This window comes from Nakamurella sp. PAMC28650 (genome assembly GCF_014303395.1).
Classification (GTDB): Bacteria; Actinomycetota; Actinomycetes; order Mycobacteriales; family Nakamurellaceae; genus Nakamurella.
Genome location: NZ_CP060298.1, coordinates 2386423 through 2404889 on the forward strand (window position 1 = coordinate 2386423; position 18467 = coordinate 2404889).

The window sequence follows — 18467 nt, forward strand, 5'->3', positions numbered from 1 at the left end:
TTCGTCGATCACGGCCCGACGGTCGTGTTCCTTGCTCCGCAGGGTATCCAAGGTCTCTCCGGAGGGCCGACACCGGCTGCAGTGCTCGGCACGGCCGTGACTCCGGCCGGTCGGTCTCCGGCCGACCGCACCGAGCGGCGGATGGTGGGCGGGGAGTTTGGCCCCGGAACCGCCCCTGGCCCGCCCCTGGTCTGACCCCGGTCCACCGTGCAGCGGTGAGAGAAGCGGCGAGGAGCCTGGACCAGAACACCCCCGCTGCCGCCGAATGTGACCCACGCGGGCACCACCCACCACCGTTGGGTCCGTACCCAACTGTCAGCCGCCGAACACACCGTGCGCTCTAGACTTCGGGGATGCCCTCAAATTCCCCGACATGGGCAGGCCCCCCGCCGGACCAGATCACCGCCTGGAACCTGATCCAGGCCGGTCACCTGATCGGCCGGCGTTTCCATCGCGAGTTCTCTCGTCTCGGGTTGACCCCCACTCAGTTCGGCGTCCTGCTGCAACTGCAGCTGCACCCGGACATGAGCAACAACCAGATCGCCAGATCCGTTCTGGTCACCCCACAATCGATGAGCGAACTGCTCGAATCGCTCGAATCACTCGGCCATGTCGAACGCGACCTACCGGCGGGGCGCGGGCACCGGATCGCGATCCGGCTGACCGACGCCGGTCGCGAGCGTCTGCACCAGTGTTCGGCCGCAGTCGCCCGGGTCGAGGAATCCCTCGGACTCTCCGGACAGGGCCGAGAACAGCTCAACGAGCTACTCGCGAGCGTCCTGGCCACCGGACCCTGAGCCCGAACTCGGAGGTGGCGACGCCCAGTGCCGGGCATGCGCAGGCGGGGCTGCTTCCGACGCGCAGAACGTAGGCAGGGGTCAGCGGGTGACGGCGACCTTGGTCATCTCGTCGCGGGAGTGCAGCTTGATCCGTTCCCGCTCGACCGGTTCGCCGAGCGAGCGTTCGTGGGCGTCCAGTCGATCCCAGCCCTGGAAGTCGGTCACCGGCAGCGACTTGGACGCCAGCAGGGCGAGGACCGCCTCCCGGTCACGGACCGGCGCCCTGACCAGCTCCGGAGCGTCGGCCAGCAGGTTGGCCACCGTCTCGGCGGCGTCGGACTTCGTGTGCCCGATCAGGCCGACGGGGCCGCGCTTGACCCAGCCGGTGGCGTAGATGCCGGACAACCGCTGGCCGTCGAGGTCCAGCACCCGGCCCTCCCGGTTCGGCAGCACGAAGTTGCGGGTGTCGAACGGCAGATCCTCGATCGCCTCCGAGCGATAGCCGACCGCGCGGTACACGGCCTGCACGTTCCAGGTGGTGAACTCGCCGGTGCCGCGGACGTCGCCGTCGCCGGTCAGCTCCTGGTGCTCGGTGCGGAGCCCGACGACCTTGCCGTCCTCGCCGATCACCTCGAGCGGGTTCTCCAGGAAGTGGATGTGGATGCGGCGCTGGAAGTTCTCGTCGGCGTCGCGGATCGCCCATTCGGACAACACGTCGACGACCATGCGCAACGACTTGGACCTGCTCAGGGCCTCCTGCGAGCCGGCGTCGAATTCCATCCCCTCCGGCTGCACGAGCACCTGCAGGTTGGGTGAGTGGTCCAGCTCGCGGAGCTCCACCGGGGTGAACTTCGCCTGCGCGGGTCCGCGTCGGGCGAACATGTGCACGTCGGTGACGGCCGAGTTCTTCAGAGCAGCGTGCACGTGCTCGGGGATGTCGGTGTAGAGCAGCTCGTCGGCCGTCCTGGCGAGCATCCGCGCCACGTCGAGACCGACGTTGCCGACCCCGATGACGGCCACCGAGTGCGCCCCGGAGAGGTCCCACGTCTTCTCGCGGTCCGGGTGCGAGTCGTAGAAGGCGACGAAGTCGGCGGCCCCGTAGGAGCGTTCGAGGTCCATACCCGGCAGGTCCATCGGCCGGTCGCGCTCGGCGCCGGTGGCGAAGATGATCGCGTCGTAGAACTCGCGCATCTCGTCGACCTTGAGATCGACGCCGACGTGCACGTTGCCGATGAAGGAGATCCGATCGGACTCCATCACCCGGTGCAGGGCGACGATGATCTGCTTGATGCGCGGGTGATCCGGCGCCACCCCGTACCGGATCAGACCGTAGGGTGTCGGAAGTCGGTCGTAGATGTCGACCGTCACGTCGGGGTCGTTCTTGGTGAGGATGTCGGCGGCATAGATGCCGGCCGGACCGGCGCCGACGACGGCGACACGCAGTGGCAACGACACGGGCAGACTCACAGCACTCTCCTCAAGACGGTCAACCACTCCAGATTACGGCAGGTGGGCGCACGTCAGGGGGCCCTGCATTGCATGGTGAGTAATCTCGCAGGCCCTGCTGACCACGCAATCCGTCAGGACGGCCGGGGTTGCGCGGAGTCGGATCGACGAGCGCTCAGTACCCGCCGGCACCGCCCAGGGACAGCGCCCCGGTGGGGTGCCAGACGGTCTTGGTCTCCAGGAACGCGCGTAGCCGGGCGGTGCCGGGGGCTCTGGTGAAGTCCGAGGCCGATGGGGCGAAAACGCGCTTGACGGTGCCGGCGGCCTCCCGCTCCAGCGCGGTCCGCAGTTCGCCTTCGGTGCCCGTCAGGTCCAGCGCATCGACGTCGCCGTGCGCGGCGAGCGACGGTGCGATCTCGGCCGGGTCGCCGGTCAGGATGTTGACCACCCCGCCCGGCAGGTCCGAGGTCGCGAGCACCTCGGCCAGAGCGAGCGCCGCCAGCGGGCGATGCCGGGAGGCGATGACCACCACGGTGTTGCCGGAGGTGATGATCGGGGCGATCACGCTGACCAGTCCCAGCAGCGAGTCCTGTTGCGGCGCAACCGCAACCACGACCCCGGTGGGCTCCGGAGTGGAGAACGAGAAGAACGGCCCGGCCACGGGATTCGCGCCGCCGAAAACTGCGGCCAGCTTGTCGGTCCAGCCCGCGTAGTGCACCAGGCGGTCGACGCCGGCGTCGACGGACGCTGCGGCGTCGTGCTCGCCGGCGGACGTCAGCAGGTCGACGAACTGTGCCCGTCGACCCTCCAGCATCTCGGCGATCCGGTAGATGACCTGGCCCCGGTTGTAGGCGGTGGCGCCCGACCAGCCGCCGAACGCCTTGCGGGCGGCCGAGACTGCGTCGCGACCGTCCTTGCGCGAGGCGCGGGCGGCGTTGGCCAGGAAGCGTCCGCGGGGATCGGTGACCTGATAGGTCCGGCCGGATTCCGAACGCGGGAACGCCCCGCCGACGAACAGCTTGTAGGTCTTGGCCACGGCCAGCCGTTCCGCCCCCGGTGGCGGGTGCTCGTCCGGCATCAGAGGCCCCCCTCGTCGTCGGTGTCCAGGTAGGCGGCGAGCCCGGATCGTCCGCCCTCGCGCCCGAACCCGGATTCCTTGTAGCCGCCGAATGCGGCCGTCGGGTCGAACCGGTTGAAGGTGTTGGCCCACACCACCCCGGCGCGCAGCGCGGACGCCATCCCCAGGATGCGCGAGCCCTTCTCGGTCCACACGCCGGCCGACAATCCGTACGGCGTGTTGTTCGCCTTCGCGACGGCCTCGTCCGGCGTCCGGAACGTGAGCACCGACAGCACCGGGCCGAAGATCTCTTCCCTGGCGATCCGCATCGACTGCGCCACGTTGGTGAAAACCGTTGGGGGGAAGAAGTAACCGCGATCGGGAACCGGGCTGGGTGAGGTCCACCGGATCGCGCCCTCGTCGTCCCCGGTGGCGGCCAGCGCCGTCACCCTGGCCAGCTGCTCCGCGGAGTTGATGGCCCCGATGTCGGTGTTCTTGTCCATCGGATCTCCGAGCCGCAGCGTCGAGATCCGTTCCTGCAGTTTGGCGATCACCTCTTCGGCCACGGACTCCTGCACCAGCAGGCGGGATCCGGCGCAGCAGACATGACCCTGGTTGAAGAAGATCCCGTTGACGATGCCCTCGACGGCCTGGTCGATCGGCGCGTCGTCGAACACGATGTTGGCCGCCTTGCCGCCCAGTTCCAGGGTCAGCCGCCGGCCGGTCCCGGCCAGCGAGCGCTGGATCTGCTTGCCGACGTCGGTGGACCCGGTGAACGCGACCTTGTCGATGCCGGGATGGTTCACCAGGGCGCGACCGATGTCGCCGGCACCGGGCAGGATGTTCACCACGCCCGGCGGGAGGTCGGCGTCGGCCAGGATCTCGGCCAGCACCAGGATCGACAGCGGCGTGGTCTCGGCGGGTTTGATCACGACGGTGTTGCCCGCCGCCAGCGCCGGCGCGATCTTCCAGGCGGCCATCAGCAGTGGGAAGTTCCAGGGGATGACCTGCCCGACGACGCCGAGTGGCCGGGGCGACGGCCCGAACCCGGCGTGCTGCAACTTGTCCGCCCAGCCGGCGTGGTAGAAGAAGTGCGCTGCCGCAGTAGGGACGTCGGCGTCACGGGATTCCTTGATCGGCTTGCCGTTGTCCAGGGTCTCGAGCACCGCGAGTTCTCTGGCTCGTTCGGCGATGCCGCGCGCGATCCGGAACAGGTACTTGCCACGTTCGGCCCCGGAGATCCGGGACCAGCTGCCCTCGAACGCCTTTCGGGCCTGACCGACGGCGTCGTCCACGTCCGGCCCCGAGGCCGTGGAGACCACCGACAGGGGCTCGGCGGTCGCCGGATTCAGCGTCGTGAGGTCCGCACCGCGCCCGTCGACGAACTTTCCCCCGACGAACATCTGGTAGCGGTCGCGGACCCGGCCGATGGCGGCGGATTCCGGGGCCGGTGCGTATTCCCAGTCGGAGGCGGCCCGGCGGCCGGGAGCGTGCGGGTCGAGCGACATCTAGTCCACCGTCACGTAGTCGGGGCCGCTGTAGTGGCCCTGCATCTGGGTGCGTCGCTGCATCAGCAGGTCGTTCAGCAGCGACGACGCGCCGAACCGGAACAGGTACGGATCGAGCCAGGCCGCACCGGCCACCTCGCGGACCGCGACCAGGTAGCGCAGGGCGTCCTTCGTGGTGCGGATCCCGCCCGCGGGTTTGACGGCGATGCGGTCGCCGGTGAGGCCGTACCAGTCGTGGACCGCCTGCAGCATGACGTGGATGACCGGCAGGGTCGCCGCCGGCGCGATCTTGCCCGTCGAGGTCTTGATGAAGTCGCCACCGGCGAGCATCGCCAGCCACGACGCACGACGGACGTTGTCGTAGGTGGCCAGTTCACCGGTTTCCAGGATCACCTTCAGCCGGGTCGATCCGCACTCGGCCCGCACGGCCCGGATCTCGTCGAAGACCTTGCCGTAGTTCCCGGCCAGGAAGGCGCCACGATCGATCACCATGTCGACCTCGGTGGCGCCGCTGTCGATGGCCAGCCGGGTGTCTGCCAGTTTCACGGCCAGACTGGACCGGCCGGAGGGGAACGCGGTCGCGACAGAGGCGATGCCGACTCCGGAGCCGGACAGTGCGGACGCCGCAACCGCGACCATGTCGGGGTAGACGCAGACGGCGGCGACGGCCGGGACACAGGGGCTCTCCGGATCGGGGCGACGGGCCTTCGCCGCGAGGCTTCGGACCTTGCCGGGGGTGTCCGAGCCCTCCAGCGTCGTCAGGTCGACCATCGAGATGGCCAGATCGATCGCCCGGAGCTTGGACGCCGCTTTGATCGACCTGGTGGCCAGACCGGCGGCTCGCGACTCGACCCCGACCGAGTCGACACCAGGGAGGCCGTGCAGGAACCGGCGCAAGGACGACTCGTCCGGAACGGCATCGGCCGGCCCGTCGGATCGACCGCGTGCGGCAAGGGTCGGGAGGGCGGTCACCCGGCCGATCCTAGGGTGTGGCCCGACGGCCCGCTCCCGAATGTCCCACGATCAGGATGGCAGCCGGCGGAGGCTCACCCGGATCAACGGTTTCCGACGCGCAGCCGGGTTCTGCTCGGCGAACGCACCGGGAGCGCCCCGGAGGCGACCGGTTACCGTTCGGGGCGACCGATTCCCGAGGTGCCCAGAAGGCGAGAGACGTCCATGCCCGCTCCGCACGAGATTCCCGCTGGTCTGGACCTGGTGGTCGTCGACCACCCGCTGGCCGCCGCGCGTTTGTCCACGATGCGCGACGCGCGCACCGACAACGCCGCCTTCCGTGCCGCACTGCGCGACCTGACGCTGATGCTGATCTACGAGGCCAGCCGCACGCTGGCCACCGAGAAGGTGCCGATCCACACCCCGGTCGCGCGGACGTCGGCGACCAGGTTGTCGCACCCGCCGCTGCTGGTGCCGGTACTGCGCGCCGGGCTCGGGATGGCCGAACAGGCCCACGCGCTGATCCCGGAGGCGCAGATGGGTTTCGTCGGTCTGGCCCGCGACGAGGACACACTGCAGCCGATGCCGTACATGGTCTCGCTTCCGGAATCGTTGGCCGGACGGCCCGTCTACGTCCTCGACCCGATGCTGGCCACCGGCGGTTCGATGGTGCACACCATCGAGCTGCTGAAGGCCCGCGGGGCCACCGATGTCACCGCGATCTGCGCCCTGTCGGCTCCGGAAGGACTTCGGATGCTGGCCGAGTCCGGTCTCGGCGTCCGCGTCGTCACGGCATCGGTCGACGAGCGGCTGAACGACTCCGGCTACATCGTCCCCGGTCTCGGTGACGCCGGCGATCGGCAGTTCGGGGCGGTCTGAACCCGGCCCCGGACACAGCGGGCGAACAGCGGACGTCCTGCAAAGTGCGGCCGATAGGCCGCACTTTGCAGGACGCTGCCGGCGGTGGCGGTCGGGGGGTGATGGTGTCAGGCGGTGCGGGGCTCGAAATGCACCGGGATGGTCAGCGGGTAGGTCCTGGGGGAGTGATCCGGACGCAGTTGGTAGGCCACACCCGGGGCCCGGCCCCCGGAGGACAGCGACGTCGTGCGGGTGGTCCGCGCCCTGACGATCTTGCGGGCCAGCACGGAGCCGGCCCCGTCGGTATGGCAGATCTCGGCCAACAGCACCCGTGAGTGGCTCCAGAGCAACAGCGCGATCGTCAGGATCAGCGGGCTCGTCTCCACGTGGTTGCCGGTGATCAGCGCGGCCACCACGCCGGCCCCGATCACCGGAATCGAGATCCGGACGACCCGGGAGAGCCAGGTGGCCAACTGCGAACTGGTGGCCCGTGCGTAGATGCTCAGCCCGATCAGCAGCAACGGGATGACCAACGACTGGTTGTGCGCAGCGAGGAACCGGCCGACCTCGGCGAAGCCGAGCATCAGGCCCGTCGGCGCCGTCCCGCTCTCGGCGTGGACGAACAGAGCACACAGCGCAGCGGTGAGAAGCAGGTACAGAGGTAGTCTTTCGACGCGAATCGCGTTCCGCCGCAGCGGGAGTCGGGCCTGCCGCCGGACCCGGGCGGCTCTCGGTGACCTCGGCCCGGCCTCGGTCCCCGACTCCACGGACAGATCGGGGTACAGGGCGAGCATCTCGTCGACGTCCTGGTAGATTTTCACGCCGGGCAGGTTGTCGGCCAACGTCATCAGCAGGTCGCCGGACAGGGCATCCGGGGCGACCCAGAGGGCGATGACCCGGCCGGCCTGGGAACGCCATCCCCTCGACCCGGCCAGCGTCTGACCCTCCAGCGCGACGACGGCCACCAGGAGGTCGGCCGGTGCGTACTGGCCCCGCAGGACCGAGAGCGTCCGGAACGTGTAGATGCCGCACCGGCAACTCTCGACCGGTGCCCTGTGTGCCGGTCGATGCCGACATCGGGCGATGCAGACGCCGCCGCGCCAGGAGTCGTCGACCGCGGTGACGGGCAGCAGATGGCCGTCGTCACTCACCCGGAACGTCCGAAGTCCGTGGACGTCGAACTGCAGGTCGGTCACCGCGAAGGCGCGGGTTCGGGTTGTCGGGCCGGCGTCGACGGCGTCGGCGCCGGTGTGGCCGGCAGGACCGGGCGCGACGGCATGATCTCCACCCGCTTGGGGTCGGCTCCGATATCACCCACGACGTGTCCTCCCGATCGGTTCAGGTATCCATCAAAGCCAATCGTAGGCCCCGCGGGTCCGAGTTGGGTGTTGGATCGGGCAGGCCGCTACAGCCCGTCGGCGACCAGTGCGGTCGCCTCCAGCCAGGCGTCGCGTGCCGACGACGAGAGCGCCTCGATGTCGATCGGGCCGCCGGAGACCAGGGACGGGTCGAACGGGACTCGGACCACCCCTCTGGTCAGCCGGCCGAAGTGGTCCCCGAGGCGCGCGGCCAGCGCCGGATCCGGCCGCGTACTCGGGGCGGCCAGGATCGTGACCGCAGCCGAGACCTTGTCGCCGAAGCCCTTCTCGCTGAGTGCATCTGCCACCCAGGCGGCCGACTGGCCGGTGTCCTCACGGATCGTGGAGACGATGACGACCTGGTCGGCGGCAGCGATCGCGGCGTCCCAGTTCGACGCACGCATGTTGTTGCCGGTGTCGACCACGATCACCCGGTAGAACCGGCTCAGGCTGCGGTGCAACGCATTGAAGGCAGTCGCATCGACCGATGCGGCCGACGCGGCGTCCTCGTCACTGGCCAGCACGTCGAACTGCGCGTTCCCCTGACTGCGGACGAAATTGTCCAGATCGCCGACCCGCGCCGATCGGGCGTCTTCGAACCGGTCCAGTTCCCGCAGCAGGTCCACCGCGGTGTTGGAGTGCCGGCCCTGCGTGGCCCGCCACCCCATGGTCCCGCGGGTCTCGTTGTTGTCCCAGGCCAGCGTGTACCCACCGCGGTGGATCCCGAACGTCGCCGCCAGCAGCAGGGTGGTCGTCGTCTTGCTGGCGCCACCCTTCGGATTGATCACCACCACCGTCCTGGGGCCGGTCAGGCTGCGCTGCACCGCTGCGATCGCCCTGCGCTGCACCACTTCGCCGCCGCCGGGGCGCAAGGTGATCAACCCACCGGACAGGCGTCGCACGGCGGCCCGCCAGCCCAACTGGGCCGGCCCGTCCGGGGGCGTGGGGCGGGTGGCCAACAGGTCGTCGAGCGTCGGGGAAGGGTGTGACGTTTCGCCACCAGGATCGGCGAACGCCGTCCAGGGCGCGCCGGCCGTGGTGGCCTTCGGGGGCGACAACGGGGCCGGAGCCGAGAGCGCCGGAACCGAAGGGGCGGGCGCCGACCCAGCCGGAGCGCAAAGGTGCGGCGCAGACAGGGTCGGAGCCGGTGCGGCCGGCGACGGCGACGACGAGGTTCCGGTCGCGGGCAACAGCGGGAACGACGGCTCCGATGGTGCCGGGCCCGGAGGTGTCGGGTGGGTCAGGAGCGCGGGGGTGGGGATGACAGCCGGCGGCGTAGTCCCGGGAGGCGCAGTGATCTCGGCTGGATGTGCCGGGTTCGGGACCGGAATGACGGGCGGCGCGTGGCGCCTCTGGGCGTCGGCTGCGGGACCCGCCGTCGACGCCGGCTGCTCCGTCTCGGTCTCGGTGTCCGCGGCGTGCCGGCGGGCCGCCCTGGTCAACGGCGGTGCCCAGTTCTCGGTGGCGGCGCCGTTGCTGGATCCAGCGTTGCCCTCGACCAGAGGGCCATTGATCCGAGCGGGTTGCTCGGCTTCTGTCGCCGGGGTCGAGGGAGCAGGCGGTCGCGGTGCATCAGCGGCCTCGTCGACAGCAACATGGCCGACAGCAACATGGCCGACAGCAACATGGCCGACAGCAACGTCGCCGACAGCTGAATCGCCGACAGCGGCCCCGCCGCCCGCGGTCTCGCCGACATCGACGATGCCGCCCGCGGCCTGTTCGGGTGCGATCCTGTCGAAGGTCTGCGTGACGGCCAGACCGTGCGGATCGTCATTCAGACCGAGGTCCGGCGGATCGCCCGGGCCCGCCGGATCGGGGGCAGTCGTGCTGCGCGCGACGGGCAGGTCGAACGGGTCCGACCGGTCCACCGGCGTCACCGGAAGAGGCGGCATGGCCGGAAAGGGCGCCACCGCGGGCAACGGAGCGAGGACCGGAAGCGGGGACAGTTCGGGCGAGAACGTCGTCGGGGATGCGGATCCGGGCTCCGGGGGCGCCGGTGCGATGCTGACGTCGCCGGACGAGACATGGTCTCGCGGACTCGGCACCGGGGACGGGTAGGAACCGGCGGTCGCGGGTGTCGCCTGCCCGTCGGGGTGCACGTGGAGCCAGTACTCCGACGGTGCTCCGATGGTGTCGACGGCATGGGTGAGGATGGGTGCACCCGCCTGCTGCGCGTACGGAACGGTCAGCGCGATGCAGGCGTCGTGGATGGTCGGGTACCTACCCCGGGTGACGGCGTGCCCGTTCACCGTGCCCTCTTCGTGGCTGTAGGTCAGGATCTCGATCGGAACGACGACGTCGTTTCCCGTCATGATGTTCTCCCTTGGCGGCCGGTTCGACCGGGCCGGCGGCAACTCCTCGGCGGGCCGGCGAAGGCTCCGCGCGCGTACGACGGGTCGGGTGGGCCCGGAAGGAGCGCCGGGCCGACGTGGCCCGAACTCCGGTTGACATGTAAGTGCCGATCGGTACTCATCCGGAAGATCGTAGGCCGAGCACCCGCCACGCCGAAAAACGTGAGTGACGCGTCCCCCATTCGGACGGTGCGTGACCGGCGCCTTCCCGAATGGCCCAGTTCGGTTGGCGGAACGGGTCGGTGGCCGACCACCCGGTCACGGCTGGAAGAGCTGTCGCACCTCGTGGCGAAGACGGTCCATGGCGATGCCTGCACTGGCTCTGGCGGCCGGCAGGTCGTCCGACGAGCCGACCGGTGTGACGATCTCCAGGTAGCACTTCAGTTTCGGCTCGGTACCCGAGGGGCGGACCACGACCCTGGTGCGGGCCGTCGCCAGCCGGATCCCGTCCGTCAGGGGCAGCAGATCGGTTGCCGTCAGGACTTTCTCGCCGAGCAGGGTGGTCGGCAGGTCCTCCCGCAACGAGGCCATCCAGACGGCGATCTGCGTCAGGTCCGCCACCCGGAGCGACACCGCGTGGGTGGTGTGCAGCCCATGCCTGACGGCCAGCTCGTCGAGGACGTCCAGGACCGTCCGGCCGTGTTGTTTCAGCGTCGCGGCCAGATCGCAGGCCAGGACGGCCGCGGAGATGCCGTCCTTGTCCCGCACTGCCTCCGGGTCGACCGCGAGCCCGAGTGCTTCTTCGTAGCCGAAGATCAGACCGGTCCCCCGGCCGTCCCCGGCACGGACGATCCACTTGAAGCCGGTCAGTGTCTCGTCGTACCGCGCCCCGCGGGCCGCCGCGATCCGGCCGAGCAGTTGCGAGGACACGATGGTGGTGGCCACCAGGGGGTCCGGATGGGTGATGCGGTCGACCCTGGACAGGATGGTGTCACCCAGTAGGGCCCCGCTCTCGTCGCCACTGAGCATCCGCCACCGCCCGTCACGGCCTTTCACTCCGATGCTGCAACGGTCGGCATCCGGGTCGGTCGCGATGGCCAGATCGGCGTCGACCTCGGCGGCCAGCGCCAGCAGTTGATCGGTGGCCCCCGGTTCTTCCGGGTTCGGAGAGGTGACCGTCGGGAAGTCCGGGTCCGGCAGAGCCTGGGCGGGTACCAGGTGGACATCGGTAAAACCTGCCAGATCCATTGCCCTGAGGAGAGTTTCGCCGCCGACGCCGTGCAGCGGGGTGGCCGCGATCCGGAGCTCCTTCGCCGTCCCCGGTGCGAGCGTGGCCACCCGGGCGGTGTACCGCTCCAGCAGGTCGGTCGGCCAGCGGAGCGGGACCCCGGAATCATCGATCGATCTGGCCGGCCCGGCGGCGGCGATGGCCGCCTCGATGGCGCTGTCGGCCGGCCCGACCAACTGTGTCCCGCCGCGCAGGTAGACCTTCAGTCCGTTGTCCTGCGGCGGATTGTGCGACGCGGTGACCTGCAGTCCGGCGACCGCGCCCAGGCGGCGGACGGCGAAGGCGGTGACGGGTGTCGGTAGTGCTCCGGGTGCCAGCAGCACCTGGAACCCCCTGGCCGCCAGCACCTTGGCCGCATCCAGGGCGAACTCCGCGGACCGATGACGCGCGTCGTGGCCGACGACGACGATGTTCGGTGCGCCGTCAGGACCCGACGTCCCATCGGTGGAGACCAGGTAGGCGGCGATCCCGGCGGCCGCCCGCCGGACGACGGCCAGGTTCATCCCGGCCGGACCGGCCCGCAGGGGTCCGCGCAGGCCGGCGGTGCCGAAGGCCAGCGGAGCGCTCATCCGGTCGGTCAGATCGGCGAGGTCGGCGGCGGATCCATTCCTCGCGCCGGCCAGGAGGGTCTGCAGTTCGGCGGCATCGGCGGGATCGGGGTCGTCGGCGACCCACTGCATCGCCGCGTCGCGGAGGCCGGGCCCGAGGCCGTCGACGGTCGACCGTCCCGGCGCGCTCATGCCCGGGTGAGGATGTCGGCCAGCAGGCGGCCCATCCGGCCCGCGGCGGCCCGACCCTCGGCGAGCACCTCCAGGTGATCCAGTGGCTCGCCCGTCATGCCGGCCGCCAGGTTGGTGACCAGGGAGAGCCCGAACACTTCGACGCCGGCCTCCCTGGCGGCGATCGCCTCGAGCACCGTCGACATGCCGACCAGGTCGGCACCCAGGGTGCGCAGCATCCTGATCTCGGCCGGGGTCTCGAAGTGGGGGCCGGGCAGCTGCGCGTAGACGCCCTCCTCCAGGGTCGGGTCGATCTCGGTGGCCAGGGTCCGCAGGCGGGGCGAGTACAGGTCGGTCAGGTCGACGAAGTTCGGGCCGACGATGGGGGAGACACCGGTCAGGTTGAGGTGATCGGAGATGAGAACGGGCTGGCCGGGCCGCATCCCCTGACGGAGCCCGCCGGCGGCATTGGTCAGCACGATCAGTTTCGCCCCGGCCGCGGCGGCCGTCCGCACGCCGTGGGCCAGCGCAGCGACGCCCCGGCCCTCGTAGTAGTGGGTCCGGCCGAGGAAGACCAAGGCGCGCTTGCCGCCGATCGGGACGGATCGGACGGCTCCGCCGTGTCCTTGGACGACCGGCGGCAGGAACCCGGGCAGGTCGGCCATCTGCACCTCTGCGGTCGCCTCGCCCAGCGCATCGGCCGCGGGCGCCCAACCGGAACCCATCACCAGGGCCACGTCGTGATGCAGTACCCCCGTCGCCCTGGCCAGCGCGGAAGCGGCCTGCTCTGCGGTGGCCCGGTGCTCGGTCGAGTCGTCAGGTGACATGGCGTGGAGCCTAGTGGCGTGGCGAGGAGGCCGGTGGCGTGGCGAGGAGGCCGGTGGCGTCGCGATGCGGCCGGGTCGGGCTTCAGAACCCGCGACCGGCCGAGGCGTTTCCGGTCGACCAACCGGTCGACCAACCCGCAGCAACCGGTCCGGGGAGCCCCAGGATGGGCGTGCCGTTCTCCAGATGGGCGATCGTCCGGACCCCGAGATACCCTGCGACGGCGGCGATCACGGCCACGACGAGCGCAACCGCGGCAAGGGTCGATTTCCGACGGGCCGTGCGGACCGGGGCGTGCACCGGGAGGGCCCGGAGCGATCCGGAGTCCGCACCCGCCCACGGTGGGGGTGGTAGCGCGGCGGGCGGTCCGGTCCAGACCGGCGGCGGTGGGAGCGACGGTTGCGGACGGCTGACCGGGGGACGGCCGTTCGCGGTGACAGCCGGAGCCGCCGCCGGATGGGACGCCGGTTTCCAGGCCTGGGTGACCAGGCTTCCGTTGTCGGCGGCGATGCGCAGCATCGCCTGGTGGGCGAGCCCGACGGACATCCTCGTCGCGGGATCCTTCACCAGCAGGCCCCGGATCACCCCGGCGAGCCGGCCGGAGTCCGGGTGCGCCGGCACAGGATCCTGGACGACCGAGGTCAGCGTCGCGAGCGGTGTGCCCTTGTCGAACGGGGGCACACCCTGCACACAGGCGAACAGCATCGCCCCGAGGCCCCAGGCGTCGGACTGGGCATTCGCCGGTCGTCCGGACGCAACCTCCGGCGAGATGTACGCGGGTGAGCCCAGCAGGAGCCCGGTGGCGGTGATGGTGTGCTCGCCGGCACTCCGGGCGATGCCGAAGTCCGTCAGCTTGATCCGGCCGTCGTCGCAGATCAGAACGTTGCCGGGCTTCACATCGCGGTGCGTGATACCGGCGGCGTGGGCCGCGAGCAGACCGGTCGAGACGGACAGTCCGATGGTGGCGGCCTCGTTGTCCGTCATCGCGCCGTCGGTGCTGATGATCTGCGCCAGCGACCGCGCGGAGAGCAGTTCCATCACGATCGCCGGTCCGTGCGGCAGGCTCAACATGTCGAAGATGGTGACGACGTGCGGATCGGAGACGGAGGCGACCGCACGGGCCTCCCGCATGGTGCGCTGCACGATCTGGTCCACCTCGGAGGTCGGCATCCCGCGGGGGAAATCGACCTCCTTGATCGCGACGGCCCGGTTCAGCAACTCGTCGTGCGCGGCCCAGACCCGCCCCATCGCGCCCTGGCCGACCACCCGCTCGAGTCTGTAGCGCCCACCCAGCACACGCTGGGTCTGCTCCTCGTCGTCCGGCACCGTGCCAGCGTAGAGCGTGACGGCCGACCCGGGGCGGGCTACCGGGTCCCGGCGACAACCCGGGGCCCATCAAGATTCCGTCAAGAGTTCGGGCGGCCCGTCAAGGCCGTGTCAGGAACGATCACCGTGCTGCAGGGCGAACCTACCGTCGTGAGCTGTGGGGCCGACCGGACCTGCAGGTGTCGAAAAGATGGGTGAGCGAAACGATGACCATCGTTGCCGCCGTGTTGGCGATTCTGTTGCTGGGCTATCTGGTGGTCGCCCTGATCAAGCCGGAGAAGTTCTGATGAGCCCGTGGGTCTCCGCTGCGCTGGAGATCGCCCTCGTGGTGATCGTGCTGGCCATCGTCCATGTGCCCCTCGGCGACTACATGGCCAAGATCTACACGTCCAAGAACGACCTGAAGATCGAGACGGGTTTCTACCGCGTCCTCCGGATCGACAGCAAGGCCGACCAGCGCTGGTACACCTACCTGATCTCGCTGCTGGCGTTCAGCGTCCTCTCGATCGCACTGCTGTGGGGGCTGCTGGCCGCCCAGGCGCACCTGCCGTTCGACTTCGGACGGCCGGGAATGCCGAAGGCCCAGAGCTTCAACACCGCGGTCAGCTTCGTCACCAACACCAACTGGCAGTCCTACTCCGGTGAGACCGCTCTCGGCTACACGGTGCAGGCCATCGGCCTGACGGTGCAGAACTTCCTGTCCGCCAGCGTCGGCATGGTCGTCGTCGCCGCCCTCATCCGTGGTCTGATCCGCCGCCACACCGACCGGCTCGGCAACTTCTGGGTCGACCTGACCAGGACCACCGTACGGCTGATGCTCCCGGTGTCGATCGTCATCGCCCTGGTGATGGTGGCCGGCGGCGTGATCCAGAACCTCAACGCCCCGGTGGATCTCACCACGCTGGCCGGCGGCACGCAGACCCTGCCGGGCGGTCTGGTGGCCTCGCAGGAGGTCATCAAGCAGTTCGGCACCAACGGCGGCGGCTACTTCAACGCCAACTCCGGGCACCCCTTCGAGAACCCGACCCAGTGGACCAACCTGCTGGCCATCGTGCTGATGCTGTCCATCCCGTTCTCGTTGCCGCGCACCTTCGGCCGGATGGTCGGCAGCATCAAGCAGGGCGTCGCCATCCTGATCACCATGGGGATCCTGTGGGCCACCTCGCTGGTCCTGACCCTGATCTCCGAGGAGAAGCACGCGGGTGTGGCCCTGCAGGCCGCCGGCGCCGCGATGGAGGGCAAGGAGGTCCGGTTCGGGATACCGGTCACCTCGCTGTTCGAGATATCGACGACCCTCACGTCCACAGGCGCGGTGACCTCAACCCATTCCTCGTTCACCGGACTCGGCGGCGGCGTGCTGCTGCTGAACATGTTGCTCGGCGAGATCGCACCGGGTGGAACAGGTTCCGGACTCTACGGCATGTTGGTCCTGGCCATGGTCGGCGTCTTCATCGCCGGGTTGATGGTCGGCCGCACCCCGACCTACCTCGGCAAGCGGATCGGCGGCGAGCAGATGAAGTACGTGGCAGGCTACATCCTGGCCACGCCGGCCCTGGTGCTGCTCGGCACCGGGATCGCACTGCTGGTGCCGTCGGCCAAGGCCGCCGTGCTCAACTCGGGGCCCCACAGCCTGACCGAGATCACCTATGCGTTCGGGTCGGCCGCCAACAACAACGGCTCGGCCTTCGCCGGTCTCGGTGCCAACAACAACTTCTACAACATCGCACTGGGCGTCGTGATGTTCCTCGGTCGGTTCGTCCCGATGGCCCTGGTGCTCGCGTTGGCCGGATCCCTGGGTAGACAGGGCGTCCGACCTGACGATTCGGGCACGCTACCCACCCACAAGCTCCAGTTCATCACGATCCTGCTCGGGGTCGTCGTCCTGGTCGCCGCACTGACCTATCTCCCGGCGCTTGCGCTGGGCCCGATTGCCGAGGGATTGTCATGACCGCCCCTACCCTGAACAAAGTCGAGACACCGCTCCCCGAAACCGGGGAGCAGCGCAAGATCGGCGCCGGCGTCTTCCGGCCCAAGAGCCTCGTCGCCGCACTGCCGAATGCCTTGAAAGCCCTTGACCCGCGGGTGATGTGGCACAACCCGGTGATGTTCGTGGTGGAGGTCGGCGCCGCACTGACCACCGTTCTCTGCTTCACCGCCTTCAGTGGGTTCAGCGTCTGGATCGCCGTCTGGCTCTGGCTGACGGTCATCTTCGCGAACCTCGCCGATTCGGTCGCCGAAGGCCGTGGCCGGGCGCAGGCCGCCTCCCTGCGGGCCGGCCGGGACACCGCCGTCGCCCGCAAGCTGGATTCCTCCGGAGTGGAGACCAAGGTCGCCGCCGCCGAACTCCGCAAGGGCGACCTGGTGGTCTGCGAAGCCGGTGACACCATCCCCGGTGACGGCGAGATCATCGACGGTGTGGCAAGTGTCGACGAGGCCGCCATCACCGGTGAGTCCGCGCCGGTGGTGCGCGAGTCCGGTGGCGACCGCTCCTCGGTCACCGGCGGCACCAGGGTGCTGTCCGACCGGATCGTCGTCAGGATCACGGCTGATCCCGGAAAGTCGTTCGTGGACAGGATGATCGCCCTGGTCGAGGGCAGCGTCCGGTCCAAGACCCCGAACGAGATCGCGCTGAACATCCTGCTGGCCAGCCTCACCATCGTCTTCCTGCTGGTGATCATGGCGCTGCAGCCGATGGCGACCTTCTCCGGTTCCACCCAGTCGATCGTCGTGCTCGTCTCGCTGCTCGTCTGCCTGATCCCGACCACCATCGGCGCGCTCGTCTCGGCGATCGGCGTGGCCGGCATGGACCGGCTGGTGCAGCGCAATGTGCTGGCCATGAGCGGCCGCGCCGTCGAGGCGGCCGGAGACGTGTCCACCCTGCTGCTGGACAAGACCGGAACGATCACCTTCGGCAACCGCCAGGCTTCCGAACTGGTGACGGCGCCCGGCGTCGACATCACCGATCTCGCCTCGGCTGCCCTGAAGTCGTCGATGGCCGACGAGACCCCGGAGGGTCGCTCGCTGGTCGAGCTCTGCGAGGAGCGTTACGGCGTCAAGGCTCCCTCCGACGCCAAGGCCGAGTTCATCGAGTTCTCCGCCCGGACCAGGATGAGCGGTGTCGACCTGACGATTCCCACCGGGATCCAGCGGATCCGCAAGGGCGCTGCCACTGCGGTCACCGCGTGGGTCGGCGAGAACGGCGGCAAGGTCGGCGGCGAGGTGAACGCCGCGGTGGGGGAGATCTCGTCGTCCGGCGGCACCCCGTTGTTGGTCGCCGAGGTCTTCGAGCCGGCTTCTGGTGGCGCGGTCACGGCCGCCAGGGTGCTCGGTGTCGTCCACCTCAAGGACGTCGTGAAACCCGGTATCGCCGAACGGTTCGCGGAGTTGCGCAAGATGGGCATCCGGACCGTGATGATCACCGGCGACACCGAGCTGACGGCAAAGTCCATCGCCGCCGAGGCGGGTGTCGACGACTACCTCGCGGAGGCGACGCCGGAGGACAAGCTGGCGTACATCCGCAGGGAGCAGACCGGCGGCCGGATCGTGGCGATGACCGGTGACGGCACCAACGACGCCCCGGCGCTGGCCCAGGCCGATGTGGGTGTCGCAATGAACTCGGGTACCACCGCGGCCAAGGAGGCCGGCAACATGGTGGACCTCGACTCCAGCCCCACCAAGCTGATCGACATCGTGGAGATCGGCAAGCAGTTGCTGATCACCCGCGGCGCGCTGACGACGTTCTCGCTGGCCAACGACGTCGCGAAGTACTTCGCGATCCTGCCGGCCATGTTCACCGGGGTGTTTCCCGGCCTGGAGAAGTTGAACATCATGAAGCTGCACAGCCCGTCCTCGGCCGTGCTGTCCGCTGTGATCTTCAATGCCCTGGTGATCGTGGCGCTGATCCCGCTCGCCATGCGGGGCGTCAGGTACACGCCGTCGTCGGCAGCGAAGCTGTTGTCCCGCAACCTGTGGATCTACGGCCTGGGCGGACTGATCGTTCCGTTCGTCGGTATCAAACTGGTCGACCTCGTCATCTCACTCATCCCCGGAATTGGCTGATC

14 protein-coding genes are annotated in these 18467 nt (G+C 69.6%); 5 read left to right on the forward strand and 9 right to left on the reverse strand.

Going from position 1 to position 18467, the window contains the following annotated elements:
- Positions 1 to 353: 353 nt before the first annotated feature.
- Entirely contained in the window at positions 354 to 797 is a 444-nt protein-coding gene (locus H7F38_RS10915; protein ID WP_187094074.1) for a MarR family winged helix-turn-helix transcriptional regulator, read from the forward strand.
- Positions 798 to 878: 81 nt separating this feature from the next.
- On the opposite strand, the gene H7F38_RS10920 is transcribed toward H7F38_RS10915, so the two are convergent.
- The 4 genes from H7F38_RS10920 to deoC all read right to left on the reverse strand — a co-directional run bounded on the left by H7F38_RS10920 (position 879) and on the right by deoC (position 5762).
- Positions 879 to 2234, reverse strand: coding sequence for an FAD-dependent oxidoreductase (locus H7F38_RS10920; RefSeq protein WP_187094623.1), 1356 nt, complete (start codon positions 2232 to 2234; stop codon positions 879 to 881).
- 166 nt (positions 2235 to 2400) lie between these two features.
- Entirely contained in the window at positions 2401 to 3303 is a 903-nt protein-coding gene (locus H7F38_RS10925) for an aldehyde dehydrogenase family protein (RefSeq protein ID WP_187094075.1), read from the reverse strand.
- The gene (locus H7F38_RS10930) at positions 3303 to 4790 is read right to left on the reverse strand and encodes an aldehyde dehydrogenase family protein (RefSeq protein ID WP_187094076.1); all 1488 of its coding nucleotides are present in this window, start codon (positions 4788 to 4790) and stop codon (positions 3303 to 3305) included. Before H7F38_RS10930 ends, H7F38_RS10925 begins: the two co-directional genes overlap by 1 nt.
- Complete coding sequence (gene deoC, locus H7F38_RS10935; RefSeq protein ID WP_187094077.1) at positions 4791 to 5762, reverse strand: deoxyribose-phosphate aldolase; 972 nt, start codon at positions 5760 to 5762, stop codon at positions 4791 to 4793.
- 234 nt (positions 5763 to 5996) lie between these two features.
- On the opposite strand from deoC, the gene upp reads away from it, so the two are divergent.
- On the forward strand, positions 5997 to 6620 hold the full coding sequence (gene upp / locus H7F38_RS10940) for a uracil phosphoribosyltransferase (RefSeq protein WP_187094624.1): 624 nt from the start codon (positions 5997 to 5999) through the stop codon (positions 6618 to 6620).
- 107 nt (positions 6621 to 6727) lie between these two features.
- Here the strand turns inward: upp and H7F38_RS10945 are convergent, their stop codons facing one another.
- The 5 genes from H7F38_RS10945 to H7F38_RS10965 all read right to left on the reverse strand — a co-directional run bounded on the left by H7F38_RS10945 (position 6728) and on the right by H7F38_RS10965 (position 14406).
- Complete coding sequence (locus H7F38_RS10945) at positions 6728 to 7795, reverse strand: hypothetical protein (RefSeq protein WP_187094078.1); 1068 nt, start codon at positions 7793 to 7795, stop codon at positions 6728 to 6730.
- 209 nt (positions 7796 to 8004) lie between these two features.
- Complete coding sequence (locus H7F38_RS10950; protein ID WP_187094079.1) at positions 8005 to 10269, reverse strand: hypothetical protein; 2265 nt, start codon at positions 10267 to 10269, stop codon at positions 8005 to 8007.
- A 297-nt stretch (positions 10270 to 10566) separates the two neighbouring features.
- Positions 10567 to 12276 carry a phospho-sugar mutase gene (locus H7F38_RS10955; protein WP_187094080.1) on the reverse strand — a complete coding sequence of 570 codons (1710 nt, stop codon included), beginning with the start codon at positions 12274 to 12276 and terminating at the stop codon, positions 10567 to 10569.
- Positions 12273 to 13082: a purine-nucleoside phosphorylase gene (locus H7F38_RS10960; protein WP_187094081.1), complete on the reverse strand. Its 810-nt coding sequence runs from the start codon at positions 13080 to 13082 to the stop codon at positions 12273 to 12275. Before H7F38_RS10960 ends, H7F38_RS10955 begins: the two co-directional genes overlap by 4 nt.
- Before the next feature lie 82 nt (positions 13083 to 13164).
- A complete protein-coding gene (locus H7F38_RS10965; protein ID WP_187094082.1) occupies positions 13165 to 14406 on the reverse strand; it encodes a serine/threonine-protein kinase in 1242 nt (413 codons plus the stop codon).
- 194 nt (positions 14407 to 14600) lie between these two features.
- Between H7F38_RS10965 and kdpF the strand changes: the two genes are divergently transcribed.
- The 3 genes from kdpF to kdpB are packed head-to-tail and all read left to right on the forward strand — an operon-like array spanning position 14601 to position 18465.
- Complete coding sequence (gene kdpF, locus H7F38_RS10970; RefSeq protein ID WP_222618589.1) at positions 14601 to 14693, forward strand: K(+)-transporting ATPase subunit F; 93 nt, start codon at positions 14601 to 14603, stop codon at positions 14691 to 14693.
- On the forward strand, positions 14693 to 16354 hold the full coding sequence (kdpA, locus tag H7F38_RS10975) for a potassium-transporting ATPase subunit KdpA (protein ID WP_187094083.1): 1662 nt from the start codon (positions 14693 to 14695) through the stop codon (positions 16352 to 16354). The genes kdpF and kdpA overlap by 1 nt, the downstream gene beginning before the upstream one ends.
- The gene (kdpB, locus tag H7F38_RS10980) at positions 16351 to 18465 is read left to right on the forward strand and encodes a potassium-transporting ATPase subunit KdpB (RefSeq protein ID WP_187094084.1); all 2115 of its coding nucleotides are present in this window, start codon (positions 16351 to 16353) and stop codon (positions 18463 to 18465) included. The genes kdpA and kdpB overlap by 4 nt, the downstream gene beginning before the upstream one ends.
- Positions 18466 to 18467 lie beyond the last annotated feature (2 nt).

Coding starts and splice junctions, on each gene's coding strand:
- H7F38_RS10915 (WP_187094074.1), top strand. CDS start 354: ATGCCCTCAAATTCCCCGACATGGGCAGGCCCCCCGCCGGACCAGATC.
- H7F38_RS10925 (WP_187094075.1), bottom strand. CDS start 3,303: ATGCCGGACGAGCACCCGCCACCGGGGGCGGAACGGCTGGCCGTGGCC.
- H7F38_RS10930 (WP_187094076.1), bottom strand. CDS start 4,790: ATGTCGCTCGACCCGCACGCTCCCGGCCGCCGGGCCGCCTCCGACTGG.
- H7F38_RS10950 (WP_187094079.1), bottom strand. CDS start 10,269: ATGACGGGAAACGACGTCGTCGTTCCGATCGAGATCCTGACCTACAGC.
- H7F38_RS10955 (WP_187094080.1), bottom strand. CDS start 12,276: ATGAGCGCGCCGGGACGGTCGACCGTCGACGGCCTCGGGCCCGGCCTC.
- H7F38_RS10960 (WP_187094081.1), bottom strand. CDS start 13,082: ATGTCACCTGACGACTCGACCGAGCACCGGGCCACCGCAGAGCAGGCC.
- kdpA (WP_187094083.1), top strand. CDS start 14,693: ATGAGCCCGTGGGTCTCCGCTGCGCTGGAGATCGCCCTCGTGGTGATC.
- kdpB (WP_187094084.1), top strand. CDS start 16,351: ATGACCGCCCCTACCCTGAACAAAGTCGAGACACCGCTCCCCGAAACC.